This window comes from Alkalispirochaeta americana, assembly GCF_900156105.1.
GTDB lineage: Bacteria > Spirochaetota > Spirochaetia > DSM-27196 > Alkalispirochaetaceae > Alkalispirochaeta > Alkalispirochaeta americana.
This window is the reverse complement of sequence record NZ_FTMS01000012.1, coordinates 79553-95660: the sequence shown is the minus strand read 5'-3', so window position 1 is coordinate 95660 and position 16108 is coordinate 79553. Positions and strand designations below refer to the sequence as shown.

The 16108-nt window shown below is 58.9% G+C and carries 12 protein-coding genes and 1 tRNA gene; 2 read left to right on the top strand and 11 right to left on the bottom strand.

From position 1 onward, the window contains the following. Positions 1-339 precede the first annotated feature (339 nt). The 6 genes from hrpB to BW950_RS10055 form a co-directional block, all read right to left on the bottom strand. Entirely contained in the window at positions 340-2823 is a 2484-nt protein-coding gene (gene hrpB / locus BW950_RS10080) for an ATP-dependent helicase HrpB (protein WP_076489173.1), read from the bottom strand. Between the two features lie 17 nt (positions 2824-2840). Then, on the bottom strand, positions 2841-4493 hold the full coding sequence (locus tag BW950_RS10075; protein ID WP_076489172.1) for a methyl-accepting chemotaxis protein: 1653 nt from the start codon (positions 4491-4493) through the stop codon (positions 2841-2843). Between the two features lie 127 nt (positions 4494-4620). Beyond that, positions 4621-6048 (bottom strand): pyruvate kinase, encoded by a 1428-nt coding sequence (gene pyk, locus BW950_RS10070; protein ID WP_076489171.1) that lies wholly within the window; start codon positions 6046-6048, stop codon positions 4621-4623. Between the two features lie 166 nt (positions 6049-6214). Continuing rightward, the gene (locus BW950_RS10065; RefSeq protein ID WP_076489170.1) at positions 6215-7855 is read right to left on the bottom strand and encodes an AMP-binding protein; all 1641 of its coding nucleotides are present in this window, start codon (positions 7853-7855) and stop codon (positions 6215-6217) included. Positions 7856-7937: 82 nt separating this feature from the next. Then, a complete protein-coding gene (locus BW950_RS10060; RefSeq protein WP_076489169.1) occupies positions 7938-8651 on the bottom strand; it encodes a CPBP family intramembrane glutamic endopeptidase in 714 nt (237 codons plus the stop codon). A gap of 179 nt (positions 8652-8830) precedes the next feature. Further along, positions 8831-8903, bottom strand: a tRNA-Gly gene (locus tag BW950_RS10055). Positions 8904-8926: 23 nt separating this feature from the next. On the opposite strand from BW950_RS10055, the gene sfsA reads away from it, so the two are divergent. Beyond that, entirely contained in the window at positions 8927-10189 is a 1263-nt protein-coding gene (gene sfsA / locus BW950_RS10050; protein ID WP_076489168.1) for a DNA/RNA nuclease SfsA, read from the top strand. Positions 10190-10219: 30 nt separating this feature from the next. Here the strand turns inward: sfsA and BW950_RS10045 are convergent, their stop codons facing one another. Next, entirely contained in the window at positions 10220-12043 is a 1824-nt protein-coding gene (locus tag BW950_RS10045; RefSeq protein WP_143559201.1) for a hypothetical protein, read from the bottom strand. A 127-nt stretch (positions 12044-12170) separates the two neighbouring features. Beyond that, the gene (locus BW950_RS10040) at positions 12171-12479 is read right to left on the bottom strand and encodes a hypothetical protein (protein ID WP_076489166.1); all 309 of its coding nucleotides are present in this window, start codon (positions 12477-12479) and stop codon (positions 12171-12173) included. Positions 12480-12543: 64 nt separating this feature from the next. Here BW950_RS10040 and BW950_RS10035 point away from each other — a divergent pair, with 64 nt between their 5' ends. Next, positions 12544-13098: an 8-oxo-dGTP diphosphatase gene (locus BW950_RS10035; protein ID WP_234969086.1), complete on the top strand. Its 555-nt coding sequence runs from the start codon at positions 12544-12546 to the stop codon at positions 13096-13098. A 47-nt stretch (positions 13099-13145) separates the two neighbouring features. Here the strand turns inward: BW950_RS10035 and BW950_RS10030 are convergent, their stop codons facing one another. From BW950_RS10030 to BW950_RS10020, 3 genes are all read right to left on the bottom strand, one after another. Continuing rightward, positions 13146-13769 carry an ATP:cob(I)alamin adenosyltransferase gene (locus tag BW950_RS10030; protein WP_143559200.1) on the bottom strand — a complete coding sequence of 208 codons (624 nt, stop codon included), beginning with the start codon at positions 13767-13769 and terminating at the stop codon, positions 13146-13148. 164 nt (positions 13770-13933) lie between these two features. After that, positions 13934-14968, bottom strand: coding sequence for a sigma-70 family RNA polymerase sigma factor (locus BW950_RS10025; RefSeq protein ID WP_234969085.1), 1035 nt, complete (start codon positions 14966-14968; stop codon positions 13934-13936). Positions 14969-15136: 168 nt separating this feature from the next. Further along, entirely contained in the window at positions 15137-16060 is a 924-nt protein-coding gene (locus BW950_RS10020; RefSeq protein ID WP_076489164.1) for a LysM peptidoglycan-binding domain-containing M23 family metallopeptidase, read from the bottom strand. Between the last annotated feature and the right edge of the window lie 48 nt (positions 16061-16108).

Sequence of the window (16108 nt, the reverse complement as noted above, 5' to 3'; positions counted from 1 at the left end):
TGTGTAACCAGGGCGATGAGCCCCTCGGCAGATGGTGCTGAGGGGCTCCCAAGAGAATGTCTTTCAGGACAGCAACAACCTCCTTCTAAACTTTTTGAGAGAGGACATTTTTTAAATTTAAAAAAACAATTATTGTTCATATATGCTCTTTGATTAAGCCACTCCAGAAGAACATACCCCGGCCATAAAAAAATTCAATGATAGCCATAATTTTTTTAATCTTTTCCCGAGAAATTTTTTCTGAACCATCAGAGAAGATAGGAACAATAGATACACCGGATATTCACTCCGGAAATATCCGGTGTCAGGCGAGTTTTTTCTTGATTGCCCGCGATTCTTTTATTGTCTGCGCCGCGATCGGGAGCCCTCTCCGGAGGGAATCTCCAGAGGATTCTCGGGCCAGGCGTGTTTGGGGTACCGCCCCCGGAGTTCCCGGCGCACCTCCTGATAGGTAGAGCGCCAGAACCCGGCCAGATCGGAAGTACGCTGTACGGGCCGCCGGGCGGGAGAGAGAAGCTCTACCTCCAGAGGAATACCCGCCGGCCGGGGCAGATCCACCAGGCCAAAAAGCTGCTGTATCCGTGCCGAGAGAATCCACCGGTCTCCCTCGTAGCGAAGACGCTGGCGAAAGCCATCAGGAAGCCGGAAAAAGTCCGGCGCCAGCCGGTCCAGAAGCGGAAGGATATCCCAGGGAACCCGGCCCTGCAAAACAGGAACCATGGACACCGCTTTCAGGCAATCCGCTCCCGGAGAATCCGACAAGACGGAAGGCAGCCACTCATCCAGCGTCTCTTCCAGTCCCTGGTCCGAGAGATCGGGCCAATCCTGCCCGAGCCGGACCCGGTGCGACCAGAGAAAAATCAACCGTTTTTGAAGGCGCCGGGCAGAATCGCTCCACCCCAGGCAGGAAATCCCCTCGCGGCGAACCAGATCAACCAGGGCATCCCGGGCCCGACCCGCCTCTTTCAGGGCCAGGGGAGTCCCTGAAAGGAGGATATCTCCCAGGTATCGCTGCCGGCGAACCCGAACCAGACCATCCTGAAGGAAAAACTCGTCCTGCACCGTTTCACGGTCAGCCACGAGCGAGGACAGGAGAGGCTCTTCCAGAGACATGGCCAGCTGTATCGAGGCGCCAGCCGGCCCCTGCTGGAGTTCGGCGGCAACAATCCAGTCAGGGGCAAAGCCGTCCCGCCCCGGCAAGAGCCGAAACTCGCCTCCCCTGATCAGACGGTAGCGGTTTCCTTCCAGACGACGCCCCACCCGATCGGGAAAGGCGCTCACCAGCAGGCCACTCCATCCCTCGACGCGACCCCGCTCCTCTCCCGAGAGTTTTCCGGGAATCTTCCGGAGGACTCCCTGAATACGCCGGGCCTCGGTTTTGATTCGCCGGGCCGCACCGGGGCGAAGGTCGTCGCTCTCGCTCCCCTGATCCAGATCGTGGTGTTCCAGAATCTCGAGCCGCCCTTCCAGATTGGCCCCGGCACGGCTGGCTGCGTGGGGTTGGAGGATCTCCCCCTCTTCCAGAAGCGCTGCCAGCACAGGGGCCCTCGCAGAATCGCGGGCGTCAAGAACCATGGCAGCCAGACGGGGTTCCAGAGGAAGCTGGTAGAGGGCCTCTCCCCGGGGGGTGATCGTTCCCCGGGGATCGAGAGCTCCCAGATCGGCAAGAAGCTCCCGCGCCTCCAGAAGATGTTCCGCAGGAGGAGGATCGGGCCAGCTGTAGTGGTCCCGCGAGATATCGCCCCAGGCCGCCAGGACAAGAAGAAGCCCCGCCAGATCCGCCGTGGTGATCTCGGGAGGGTCAAAAGGACGAAGCTGTTCCGTCTCGGGCCAGAGCCGCAGCGCCTCGCCCGGCCCCGTCCTGCCGGCCCGCCCCGCCCGCTGGACCGCTGAGGCCTGGCTGATCCGGTCTGTTACCATCCGGCGAACTCCCCTTCCCCGGTCAATCACCGGGCGGCGACGCAAGCCCCCGTCGATCACGCAGGTTATCCCGGGAATGGTCAAGCTGGTCTCGGCAACGTTGGTGGCCACCACAATTCGTTGCTCACCCTCTTTGGGAGGCTCCAGGGCACGATTCTGTTCCCCGGGTGTTTGCCGTCCGTAGAGAGGAAGAACTGTAGCTTCCGGGGCGTTCCGTTTCAGCCGTTCCAGGCAACGGCGGATCTCGCCCTCGCCGGGGAGAAACACCAGTATCCCCTGCCTGCCCCGCCGAAGCCGGGCCAGAGCAACCCCGGCAGCCTGGTCGATCTCGCTTTCTCCCGGACCAGGAGGCAGATATCGGATCTCAAGGTGATGACTTTTTGCCTCGGCCTCCAGCACAGGCACTCCCAGGGAGCGAACCCAGGCAGCATCCAGTGTAGCCGAGAGAATCAGGATCCGGAGATGAGGAGCAAACACATCCTGGGCCTGCCGGGCCAGAACAAAGGACAGGTCCACCGCCAGAGAGCGTTCGTGGAACTCATCAAGAAGAAGGCAGGAAACTCCCCGGAGCTCGGGATTTGCCACAAGACGCCGGAGAAAGACCCCCTCGGTCATGACAAGGATCCTGCAGTTTCGGGGCAGATCTCTCCCGTCTCTGGTGATCCACCCCACAGGAGCGGTCTCCCCTGCCAGGGTTCGCAACCGTTGGGCCACGGCCCGCACGGCCGCACGACGGGGTTGCAGCAACCAAATCTCCCCCGGGACAGCCTCGGCGAGAAAGAGCGGCACCAGGGTGGACTTGCCCGTTCCCGGGGGTGCCCGGAGAACCGTCAGGGGACAGGTCCGAACCGTCTGCGTGAGCTCCTGGCGTATCTCCGAAACGGGATAGGAGGGAAGCCTCACGGCCTGAACCGAAACAGTCAGCCCGCCATCGCCGCTGGAATCTCCTGATCGATCTGCACGCCCCGGGTCTGACCAAAGGCTTCAATGGCTTCGACGAACCGGGCAGCGCACTTCATCAGGCTGCGGTAGTCTGTCTCCAGGGAGCGCTCAAGCTCGGTGGAACGCCGCCCTGCGGGTGTCCCCTGGGCATTGTTCATGATGCGTGTCAGGAGGGTGTGAAACTCCAGATGCACCTCCTGGACCTGTTCAAGGGCAGGGCTTCCGGCGTAGTGCTGACCCTGAGGACTCTTGATCCAGCGGGAAAGCCAGCATTTCTCCAGCTCCGGCGAAGGAAAGGTCCGTCGCGAATCATCTCCCTCGATCACCTGGCGAGCGCTCATGAGCCAGCGCAGGTGGTTCAGGGCCACCATTTTGCAGTTCATGGCGGACCCGGAATCTGCGGCAATATCACCCTCCAGGTTCTGTACTGCCTCAATACCGTGGAGACTGGCCGCAGCCAGGGTAGCCAGGGTCTGGTTGTTCAGGGTGAGAATCCCGTCGATTTGCTCGGAGTTCCGGTCCGTTGCGGCACTGGCCTCAAGGATTCCCCGAACGCTCGCGTCCAGCTCCCGTACACTGGTGGCGATCTCCTGGCCACCCTGCTGGATCTCCCGGGTAATGTTGACAAGCTCCGTGGATGCCTTCAGGACATCGCTGCTCCCCTGGGATATCTCCACGGTGGCCCGGTTGATCTCGTGAAAGGCCTGGGTAATCTCCTGGGCATCGGTGCGGACGCTGCGGAAATATTCCAGGTTTTCGCTCCCCAGCCCCTTGGCCTGGCCAATCTCGGAAACGATCTTCTTCAGGGTTCCCCCGATGGTTTTGGAGTTCTGGGCGGTAGTCTCGGCCAGTTTCCGGATCTCGTCGGCCACAACGGCAAAGCCCCGGCCCGCTTCCCCGGCATGGGCAGCCTCGATGGCGGCGTTCATGGCGAGGAGGTTTGTCTGGCTGGCCACGCTGTTAATAACCTGGATGACAGCCTGGACGGCTCCTATGTGGTTGTGAATCCCCTCGATGAGGGTGTTGGTCTGTTCGGCCTGCTGCTCTCCCTTGCCGGTGAGATCCACCAGTTCGGTCATGTTTTCCCGGTGCTGGTCGACGATTCGGGAAACGTTCCCCAGATGGGAATCCATCTGTTCCACCGCCGACGAGGTCTGAACCACCGCGGAGGACTGGGAATCGATCCGTTTGGTGAAGGCCTCGATGGTTGCTCCAATTTCCTCAATCGCCGCAGAAGAAGAACGAAGACTCTCTTTTGTGCGGTCCACCTGGCCGCCGATATCATCGATTCCCTGGTGGATCTTCTCGTTGATCTCCAGCGCGCTGAAAATGCTGCTGATGAGTTCCTGGGCGTTGTCGCTATTCCTGCTGGCGAGAGAGAAAATCTTGCTTTTCAGATCCTGGAACGCCTGGTCCCGATCCCTGGAGTTCCGAAAGGCCTCTTCGATGTCCCCCCAGCGATGCAGGGCCCTGACACAGGCCCAGCCCGAAAGGCAGACCCCCAGAACTCCTGAAACGAGACCCGGCAGGGGAAACCCTGCAACCCCTGCCACCAGGCCCAGCACAACCAGCACCTGGCCGAAAACTCCCGCGTGTATTACTTTTTTACTGAGTTCCGTACGTTCACCCATGTCTCGGCTCCTTATGCTCCCGCATATACCATGAAATCGCGAAATACCTTTACGATAGTTATTTCCACAAGAACGTTAGTATACCGGGAGGCGAAGCCCGTCACAAGGGAAAAATTTATCTTTCCCGCTATTTGGGGGTTCCCGCGCTGTAGAGGTGGAGACAGGCCGAAGCTTTGTTAATCTCGACAAAGTTTGTCCCTTCGCTCTGCCCGGGGGCTCCTCCCATGATCACCACCAGATCGAGTTCATCGATAACTCCATCCTGGAGCAGACCAGCCAGGGAGTTGGCCACCAACTGGTCGGTGGAAGCCTGATACTCCATATAGGCGGGAAAAACGCCAAAGCTCAAACTCAGTTCCCTCACCACGCGTTTGCTGGGAGAGCGGGCAAAGATGGGAACCTCCATGCGGTAGGAGGAGAGGACCCTCGCGCTCCGGCCCGTTTCGGTATCGCTCAGGACCGCCTTTATGGGCAGCTCCCGACAGGCGGAGTCGACCGTCTTGGCCAGGAAGTTCCGCTGGTTTGTGTCGGGGTCGATCCATTGGGTTCGGGAAAAATGGGAACGGGCCCGTTCCGTTTCCCGGGAAATCCTGGTCATAGTCTGGACCGCCTCCAGGGGATACGATCCCTGCGCCGTCTCGCCGGAGAGCATGATCGCGTCGGTTCCGTCGTAGACAGCGTTGGCCACATCGGAGACCTCGGCCCGGGTGGGACGGGGGTTTTTGATCATGCTGTGCAACATCTGGGTTGCGGTGATCACCGGGCGCTTATGCTTTCGGCACAGCTCAATGATATGCTTCTGATAGGCCGGCACCTGCTCGGCCGGTATCTCGATCCCCAGATCTCCCCGGGCGATCATGACCCCCGCTACGTGGGGAATGATCTCTTCGAGATTTCTGATCCCTTCGCGGTTCTCTATCTTGGCGACTATTTTGACAGCGCTTCCGGCATCGTCGAGAATCTTCTGTATTGCAATCACGTCCCCGGCGCTCCGCACAAAGGAGTGGGCAATAAAGTCCAGATCCTGCTCGATAGCGAAGTCGATAAAGGCCATGTCTTTTTCCGAAAGGGCCGGCACGTTCAGATGGGCATCGGGCACGTTGATGCTTTTCTTGTTCTCGATCTCTCCGTCGTTGCATACCCGGCACACCAGACGGCCCGGTTCTTTTGTCAGGACCTGTAACTCCAGGCTTCCATCGTCGATGAGAATGCTTTTGCCCGGAGAGAGGTCATCCACAAATCCTTCGTAGGTGGTGCCCAGTTCTTTCTCCTTCAGGGGAGCATCGGTGACGACAACGGTATCACCGGCAGAGACGGAAAAGGGCGATCCCGTGAGGCGAGTCCTCACCTCGGGGCCTTTGGTATCCACCATGAGAGCTATCTCATCGGAGACAGCCCGGGTGTTTTTGATTACCTGCAATGATCCCTCGGGGTCCTGGTGGGCGGTGTTCAACCGCACCACGTTCATACCCGCTGTGTAGAGGCCCTTGATAAAATCGACCTCGCACCGTCTGTCTGAAACGGTGGCAACAATCTTTGTAAGTTTTTTCTCCATAGTTTTTCCGCTGGTGATAATAAAAAAACCGTCCCGGCGGTGCAAGCGAAACGGAGAGAAAAGGAGAATTGGCAGATATATTTTTTCTATACCCTGTATATATCCCTCCCGGGGGCCTCGTCGAGGCCTCGGGGAGATTCAGGACAGGCCCTGCCGGGGAGAGTTGCTACTGATCCTGGTCGTAGTAAACAGCGCGCTTGATTTTGTTGCTCACGGTCTTGACGAACTCCGTTTCCTGAAGCTGGACCGCCGTGATGTGCGAATAACCGGGCAACCGCCCGTTAACCTCACGACGCACCGCCTCCAGACGGTCTTCGACCTTCCTGCGAGCCTCTGCCTTCGTTCGATCTTCCGCACCCTGGCGGTTCATCTGCTCCAGCAGATCCGGCGAGGGATAGATCAGCGCAACCAGCCTGCCCTCTCGCTCAAGGACCAGAGCCTCGTCCACCTCGACGCACTGGAGCAGGAGTCCCTCGATCACTTCGGGATAGATGTTCTCTCCCGAGGGACCGATGATAACATTTTTGCTGCGTCCCTTGAGGTAGAGGTAGGAATCCTCGTCCAGGTATCCCTTGTCACCGGTCTTGAGCCACCCGTCGGGGGTCAGAACAGCGGCGGTCTCGGCGGGGTCCTCGTAGTAGCCTTTCATCACGTTAGGTCCGCGAACCCAGACATCTCCTACGCCCGTTGCCGGATCCGGATCGACTATCTTGATCTCGACATCCGTGACGGGGTGGCCCACCGAACCGATCTTCACGCCTTCCCGGGAGCTGAAGGTGATCAGCGGCGATGCCTCGGTCATGCCGTAGCCGAGGACGGTGGGAATCCGGGCAGCCCGAAGAAAGAGCTCCACCTCCCGGGAGAGGGGTGCGCCTCCGATGATGGCACACTCGATCTTTCCTCCGAAGCTCTTGCGAACCCGCGCGCCAATGAGAGTGTAGAGGAATTTCTTGCGCCGAGGCCCCGCTGCGAGCCAGCGAAAAAGAGGTTTGCGGGCGATCAGGGGAGCGATCCTGCGGGCGTAGAGTTTTTCAAAGATCAGGGGAACCCCACCAAGGATGGTGGGCTGGATCTCGGCCAGGGCCGACATAAGAAGCTTGGGCGTGGGCTTTTTGCCCAGGAAATACAGGGCCGACCCGTTGTAGATGATGGAGAGGAACCCCGAAGTTGAACCGTAGGCGTGGGCCAGAGGCAGGAGCGAGAGGGTGCGGGAGTGATCGTGGATGCACCCCACCAGGTCCGGCCCCTCGAAGAGGTTGGAGACCAGGTTCCGGTGGGTGAGCATGACGCCTTTGCTGAAACCTGTTGTCCCTGAGGTGAAGAGAATCTCGGCGAGATCATCTTCCTGAAGGGGCTCTCGCTGTCGCGGCTCACCGGGATCTTCCTGAAGAACCTGGTTCTGCTGCATCTCGTAGACCAGCCGGAACCCCGTGAGACGATCCCCGCCAAAGCCGTTCCACAGATGCTCCGTGGTAAAAACGCCCTGCACCCGGGCTCGCTCCAGGATTCCCCGGATATCCTCGGGGGGAAACTCCTCCATAATTGGTACAGCTACGGCCCCTATGGTCATGACGGCCAGATAGGAAATTGCCCACTCCGGGGTGGATGTCCCCACGATAGCGACTTTGTCCCCCCGGCCGATTCCCCGGGAGAGGAGGAGATCCTGGCGCTCCACCATCTGTTGCTGCATCTCGCGATAGGTAACAGGATCGTTGCCGTAAGAAGCAAGGGAAGGACGATCTGCGTACAAGGAAAAGACGCGGTCGGCAAAGCGATCCAGGGTATAGGCTTCGAGTTGAAATTTCATGATGCTTCCTTTCTCCTGATCCATGGTACACCGAAATCGGTCGGGAGTACACCAAATTGGAGAGAGGCCGAGTGAGGTTCCCCTACTGTATAACCCCCAGGGCAACCAGGACAAAGACGGGACCGTTGTACAGCCCATGGATCAGCATTGCATTGGACGTGTTTTCGGTCTTCTTATGCACATAGGGTATAACAAACAGCAAAGGGATCAGCACAATCATCAAATCAAGTCCAAAGGGTATATGGAAAACCATCCATAAAAATGAGCAAAGAAGCCACGAATAGTTACCACGCAATCGGGTCTGAATATACCCTCTCCACAAGATTTCTTCTCCCGCAATATTAAAAAAGAACATTGGGAACCAGAAAAGAAGAAAGAAACGTTCATGACCTTGAAACGATTCAAATTCCATAAACCAGGGTGTGGTTGAAAGTGGCCGTATCCCGAATCTATGCGTTAATGCTGCGGATATTCCAAAGATGATGCCCGTGCAAAGGAATACGAAGATCAACCCGACAATCGAATATTTCAGGTCTTTTTTTGAAAACCCTCGCACTCCAAGGGAAAGCCTGATATTCTCGATGTCGCGGCTCCCCTCTCTCCTGACAGAAAGAATGGCAAAAGCAAACATGGGTATAAAAAGGAAATATCCCGTTATGAACCAGTAAAGCCCGGCATGTACAACGAACGCCCCTTCAAGAAACGGCAAAAGGGTGAAAAGCAACAGAAAAAACCAGCCTGTGAAGAACAAAAAAATGCTAACCGCGTTTGAAATGGATAGATTCACCGTCTCCATGCAGATCCTCCTGATCCTTGCCGTCTGTTGCCTTCTGTAGCTCGGGCGTCTTTGCCTGGCAGAGAAAAAACCAGTACCTTTCATGGAACGTGGTCTGCAGCGCTCGCCAGCTATACCAAGGGAGCTCATACCCAGTAATGAATGATTCGGAAATGGAACTGAAGAATTGAAGGGAAATCAGCGAGCGATGGGAATCGAACCCACATCTCCAGCTTGGAAGGCTGGGGTAATAAGCCATTATACGACGCTCGCGCTGTTGCTGAAAGGAATCTAGCATGGACCCAAAAAAAACGTCAAGCGGGTTGATCTCTTTTGGTGTAGCAGAATCGTTTGCTCCATCGGGGAATCTCCGCACCGCCTCTTTCCTGCGCCGACGAAACCGGTTTGTCGTGGAGATAGCCCTGGAACCATCGCCCGGAGGACAGCCCGTGTCCGAAGAAGAGGAAACCTCAGCCTACTTGCCCAACCCGGGGAAATTGCGGGAAATACTGCTTCCCGGCACAATCCTCTCGGTCACTCCCGGGGGCGAGGGATCGATTCACCCCTGGAAGGTGGTCAGCGCCCGGCGCCCTGACGGGAGCACGGTCTATCTCGATACGGGCCGAACCAACCGGGTCGCGCAGTACCTGATCGATCAGGGACTGATTCCCGCCCTGACTGGCTGGAAGATCCTCCGTGCCGAAGTGCCTCTTCCGGGAACCCGCAGTCGGGTGGACTTCCTTCTCCAGAACGAAACAGGAGAGAAGCGGTATCTGGAGGTCAAGTCCTGCACCCTCTTCAACGGCCCCTTTGCCATGTTTCCCGACGCCGTGACCGAACGGGGACGACGTCATGTGGAGGAACTGGCCCAAAGCCGCCGGGGAGCACTCCTGGTGATTATCCACAGCGATGAATGCCAATGGTTTGTACCAGAGGTCCACACCGATCCGGCCTTCGCCCAAACCCTCGCCCAGGCAAGAGACGTCCTTTCCGTCATTCCCCTGGGCGTAGCCTGGGGAGGCCCGGGAGAGATCACGGCCCTGCGCACGGACATGACCGTACCCTGGGAAGCGATCTCTTCCCACCTGGATGACCGGGGGTGCTACGCCATCATGCTTCACCTCCGCCGGGAAACACCCATCCCCACGGGAGCGCTTGGAACGGTCCGGTATCCACCGGGATGGTATCTCTACGTGGGGTCAGCCCGGCAGGGGCTCCAGGCGCGAATAAACCGCCACCGGCGGCGGGGACGGAAGAAGCTGCACTGGCATATCGATTATCTTCGCGAGGAAACTTCCTGGGTTGAGGCCTTTCCCTTTCGGGGCCCCGGGCGCGACGAGGCGTCGCTGGTGGAGGCTTTTCTGCCTCTGGCAGACAGCTCGATCCCCCGGTTTGGCGCCAGCGACAGCACCTGCGAATCTCATCTCCTGCACTTTCACCAGGACCCCCGACGATCACGGGATTTTATCGAGGCTCTTTTGCAGGAACGCCGTCGCACGCTCCTGACGGCAATCGGCACGGAAGAGGACAGCTCCGGCCTTGGACGGCTTCGGCCTTGATTGACAGCCGACGACCGGCAGGATCGAAGCTTAGTCGACCACGATGACCGAGACGCCTTCGGGCACCAGGCGGGTCCGATCCCGGGTGACCACAAAGGGGCGATGCACGGAAAAGGCTCGACCCTGTTCCGCCGGGACAATAGCTGGTAGCGTAACGATCCTGTCTCCCAAAGAGACGATCTCTCCCGCAGGCCCCAGGATTATCACCCAGGATCCCTGGCCTGGCTCGAAGGTCCGAGAGAAGATATCCCCGGCCGCCGAAATTATCCGGCCCTGCTCTTCCCTGCTCCAGCGCTGAAGCAGACGATCCCCCGGCGTGCGGCCCCGGGCGAGGCGAACCGCCGAGACAATCGCCAGAACCCCCCCTGCCACAAGAGCCCCCCCGGCAGCCATCTCCACCAGCTCGGACTCGCTCCAGTCAAAGAGCGGCCCCGGGCTGTTGCTGTAATTATCGGCCTCATCGGTGGCCAGCAGGTAGCCTCCCCCCGCAATCCCCCCCAGACCGGCACCAATCCCCAGGAGGGGAAAAACCTTGCCCCGCCCCGTCTGCTGCTCGGCCCTCACCAGGAGGGAAAGATAATCCTGGCGAAGCCTGGCAAGAGCTTCGGTTTCTCTTAACTCAAAGGTTTGATCAATTGTAACCAGGTCTTCCAGAACCAGGGCGGCCTCGTCCCAGGCTTCTTCGGAAAGCGCCTCGGCCCAGCGCAACTCCAGAAGTCTGAAGAGTGCCAGAGCGTTTCGGCGCACCGGAGCCGCTTCCACGGTCTCCCGGGCGATCTGTTGTTGCAACTTCGTCGCCACGGGAAGTCCCCGCAAGGGATCTCCCGGACGATACCACTCACTCCTGCGGGAGAAGTTCCCCGGATTCAGTCCATGGAACTCCCGATCCAGATCCCACAGCAGTTCCAGCCGTTCCTGCTCGCGCCGGGACGGTTTCAGGCGGTCTTCGGGAACTTCGGCAAGAAGCCGGGAGCTTTCCTGCAACAGCCTTTGGGCTTGCTCGTAGAGGGCGGGATCACCCAGAAGGTGGAAGGCTCCGCGCTGGAGCTCCTGAATCTCCCGCTGCTCCAGGCTGGTGATCTCGGGAAGCGCAAAGGATATCTCCTGGACCTCGCCTGCTCGCAGGAGACGATCCGCCACATAAACCGGGATCTCGCCACGACTGGTTGCAATGGTGATCTCCAGGGTACGCACACCGTCGGGGACATAGCGAATCTCTGGGGGGCTCGCTCCCAGAAGAATCCCGTCCAGAAAGACCCGGTACGGCACACCCTCCCGGGAAGGCCGAAATACCAGCGACGCATAGTGGACAGGGTACCCCAGCAAGGCCGAAGCGGTGCTTCTCAGGAGTTCCCGGGCTGCTTCGTCGATGTCGAAGTCACCATAGCTGCGCCGTTCCTCACTCCCAAGAACCACCCCCCGGGAGACATCCAGAATCGATGCCGTGAGAAGGACCTCTCCCGGGGATGTTTCCTGGAAATCCCCCCAGAGAACAGCATCGATGCGCCGCTCCCGGGCCACCCGGAGGAGCGCCTCCTGACGGGCCCCACCTTCAGGAGGTATCCTCTCGAGCGGTAACGACCGAAGATCAAACTGCCCGCTCACTTGAAGGGTCAGCTTCAGCGCCTCCGTAAGCTCCCGAGCCACTCTGTCCAGGGGTTGCCGGCCGGAACGATTTTCAAAAGGAACGACAGCGATTCCTTCACCACGAAGGTTTCTGAAGGATTCCTCTCCCCAGACCGAAGAAGGAGAAAGCACCAAGCCTGCCATGAAGCAGGCCGCTAGTGCAACAAGACGGACCTTCGCGGGACGAACCCTGGCGAGACAAGAACCTGTTTTTTGTATGCTTTGCATGAAGCGTTCCTCTATCACTCTATAATCCCCTCCCTGGCCCTCAATCCCCTCCCTGGTCCTCTCCCGGCTGTCACAGGCCCGGACCTTCGCTCTGACGCGGGACCCTCACAGGACCGGCTGGCCTCTCTCATGGCGATTCTCCCGGCTGTGTACGGATAACGATGGCGGTACACGAATCGGTATAGAGGGGCAGTCCGAAGATCTCGTACTTTCCCAGGTAATCGGGCAACCCCTGGGGGCTTTCCCCCAGATGAGCGCGGTAATCCTGTATAAGCCGGTATACCGCAGGAGGAAGAACAATTGAGGTCGGCACCTTGCCCTGATCCCGAAGGGTCGCAATCCGGCCGTACACGGCAGCAATCACTTCCTCGGCCCGAGGCTGAGCGTCCCCGGGATGGTCCTGGCTTGTCTGTTTTCCATCACCCACCGATGCCACAGTATAGCACCCCCTGAAATCCTCTCGCAATGATCGATCCTCTCTGATATAAGATAGAGTCGGTATGAAAAGGGCTTCACTCGAGACATCTTTCCCCCGATCCCTGGCAAAAAGCGCTACTTCTTCGCCCCTGGACTGGAGCAGCTATCGCCCCGATGATACGGCGGTGCTCTGTTTTCTGCGGAAACCGGGGTGGCTGCTCCTGATCAGAAAAAAGCGGGGCCTGGGAGCAGGGAAGATTAACGGCCCCGGCGGCAAGACGGAACCGGGGGAGACGCCCCGGGATACGGCGATCCGCGAGACCCGGGAGGAAGTAGGGCTCATTCCAAGCGAGCCCAGACATCAGGGAGCGTTACGCTTTGCCTTTGCCGACGGCTACCGCCTTGAGGTCCACATTTTTACCGCCACGTCCTGGGAAGGCTCCCTCTGCGAAACCGACGAGGCCCTTCCCTTCTGGTGCCCCCAGGAGGAGATTCCCTACACAGAGATGTGGGAAGACGACATTCTCTGGCTTCCCGCCGTTCTTGAGGGGAAATCCGTGGAGGGCGAGATGTTTCTGCGAGGGGATTCCCTGGAGTTCTGGGACCTGCGTTGCTCTGACGATCACCAGGTCGGCTGACCCGGCCGGGCCCTCTCCATCCACCACGGCCCGCCGGGAAACCCGGATCAGTCGGCCAGAGGGAACCCCTTGTCAGCCCAACGGGCGAGGATAAAGAACCAGTCGCTGAGCCTGTTGAGGTAGCGGGAGACCGCCTTCTGCTCTTCCCTCCCCTGGGCGCGAACCACTCGAACCACTGCCCGCTCCGCCCTGCGAACCACCGTGCGGGCCCTATCGCACTCGGCGCCCAGAAGGGAATCACCAGCAACGAAGAATCGGGGCTCCAGCTCGGCGCGTTGACGCCACCAGGTTATCCTCTCTTCCAGACGCGCCACATCGGCGTCGGTGATAATCTCCTGTCCCGCAACAAAGGGGACGTTCACCGGGCAGGCCATGACTCCGCCAGCCACAAGAAGCTTGTACTGTTCCTGTTCAATCTGCCCAACCAATGATTTCACCAGAGGGTCCGAGGCTGTCTCTGGTGCTCCTGCAACAGCCCGGCAGCAGCCCAAGGCCACCTGGGTTTCGTCCACGTAACCCAGGGCGTCAAAGACCGGATCATCCTTGAACCGCCGCGAGCCATCGAGCAGGCCACTTCGTCCGTCGTCCCCGCCACGGGTGGTCACGGGTGTGAGATCTTCCTGAGGATCTCCACCAGCACCACTCTTCCCGGATTCCTTACCAAACCACATGGCTTTTAATATACTAAAGAAGAGCCCGGCAGGAACACGCCGGGCAAAAAAATCCTCATAATTCTGAGGAGAGGCTCCTGACCTCCGGGGGAGGCGGTCGCTTCCCCTCAAGGCCAGTCGCCCTCAGATTAATCGCTGCACCAATAATCACGCTGCACCAATAATCAATAGAGATGGCGAAAATCCTGGATGATCGCGTTCTCCCGCAACTTCTCCAGGGCCTTCTCCTGAATCTGGCGAACCCGTTCACGAGTGACCCCCAGAAAACGCCCCGTCTCCTCCAGGGTGTAGGGCCCCTCACCACCCAGACCAAAGCGAAGCTTGATAATCCGCATCTCCCGCTCGCTGAGCTCCTCCAGGACTCCCTCAATGGTATCCTGCAGGGTTAGATGGAAGGCCAGATCGAAGGGTTGCTCCTGGTGGTCATCCTCAATGAGGTCTGAAAGGCGAGTACCACTTTCGTCGTCCAGAGTGATATCGAGGGACGCCGTGTCCTGGGAAAGCCTGCTGATCTCCTGGACCCTGTCGGGGGTAACATTGAGGTATTGCGATACTTCCTCGCTGAGAGGATCCCTGCCGAGTTCCTGAGTGAGATGTTTGGATACAAAAAAGCATTTCTTGATGGTGTTGAGCATGTGCACCGGTATCCGGATAACCCGCCCTTTGTCCGCCAGGCTCTTGATAATCGCCTGCCGTATCCACCAGGTTCCGTAGGTGGAAAAGCGGCACCCCCGGGTGTAATCAAAGCGCTCCACTGCTTCGATAAGCCCGATGTTTCCCTCGTCAATCAGATCAAGAAGAGAGAGCCCCCTGTTCTGGTATTTCTTGGCGATGGACACAACCAGGCGCAGGTTGGCGTTGATCATCCGGGCTTTGCAGACCCGCAGTGCTTCTTCCCGGCGAAGAATCTCCCGGGCCAGCTCGTCCCGGGTGTAGGAGTGATCTTCCTCACCGGAGCGGAGAGCTTCCAGATTGGCGCGCAGATCCTGTATACGATGACCGATTTCCTGCTCTTCTTCCACCTTGAGCAGGGCGTACCGGGAAATCTGTTTGAGGTAAAAGGCAAGGGGGTCGGTATCCCCCGCTCCAGCCTGGCCTTCGCGCCCGCCAGGTGCAGACCGCGCAACTGCTCCAGAGTCAATCAAGTCGGTCGATAAACGGGAACGCCCCCGTCCTTTCCGTGTTGCTGTCGAACCCATTCAGATGCCCCCGTACCTTTTGTTTTCTTACAATTCTATCACCACCTGAAGAATATCCCACGATAAAAACGGGCGAAAAGAAAAAGAAAACGTTTTCCCGAGAACAATTTTTTTACAGCCCCTGGAAAAGGTCCGAAAACCGGGAAGTATCGGGCAATTTCTCCTGTTCTAGCCGCGGGGAGCCGTTTCGGGGTCCACAAAAGACTCTCCGCGCCATACCGAAAAATAGAGCGCTGCTCCCCCCGATTCGGCAGGGCTGGTACCCACAGTTCCCAGGGTGGCCCCGGCCGAAACAGCCTGGCCCACCTCTACCTGGACACGCTCCTGCCCTCCGTACACGTAGATATAGCCTTGGGGAGACTGGATAAATACCACGTTTCCAAAGGTTGAATGGGGACCGGAGTATACAACTCGCCCCGCCGCCACGGCGGAGACGGGACTCCCCCGGTCGGCGCGAATCAACACACCCGGAAGCTTTCCCTTCAGAAGGGTGTGCTCTCCAACCACGGGCCATGTCCCTCCCTGGGAATAGGAGAGGGGAGCCTCCATCTGTCGGGCCAACGGGATCAGTGATGGCCTCTCCGGAGACTCCCGAGAGGAGTCAGGAGAGTCGCCTGTCTGGTCATCGTCTTTTCGGGAATCCCTGGAAGCCACTGCCCCGGAGGAATCGCCTTCTGTAGTGGACGGTTGGTCTGCGGCGGCCCGGGGAGAGGTCTCCGCGCTTCCCGGAACCGCGCGTGCCGGCCCCGTCAGGGGTACCAGCAGACGCTGGCCCGCCCGGATGGTGGTTCCTTCAATCGTGTTTAATCTTTTGAGGTCTTCCACCGTGGTCTGGTACCGCCGGGCTATTCCGTAGAGGGTCTCGCCCCGGCGAACCTCGTGGTGGCGGGCTACCGTGAGGAGGGTGCCCGGCAGAAGCAAATCAGGAGACTCCAGGCGATTTGCCTCGGAGAGTTGCTGAACCGATATATTGTAGCGCCGGGCTATTCCATAGAGCGTCTCGCCCCGTTTCACCTCGTGCTCCGTGGGTTGCCCCCAGGCAGCACCCCCAGCCAGAACGAGAACAATCAAAGCTGTCAACATGTGCCGCATAATTACTTCCGCTTTTAATGGTCGGCACCGGAATGCCTCTGGTTTAGG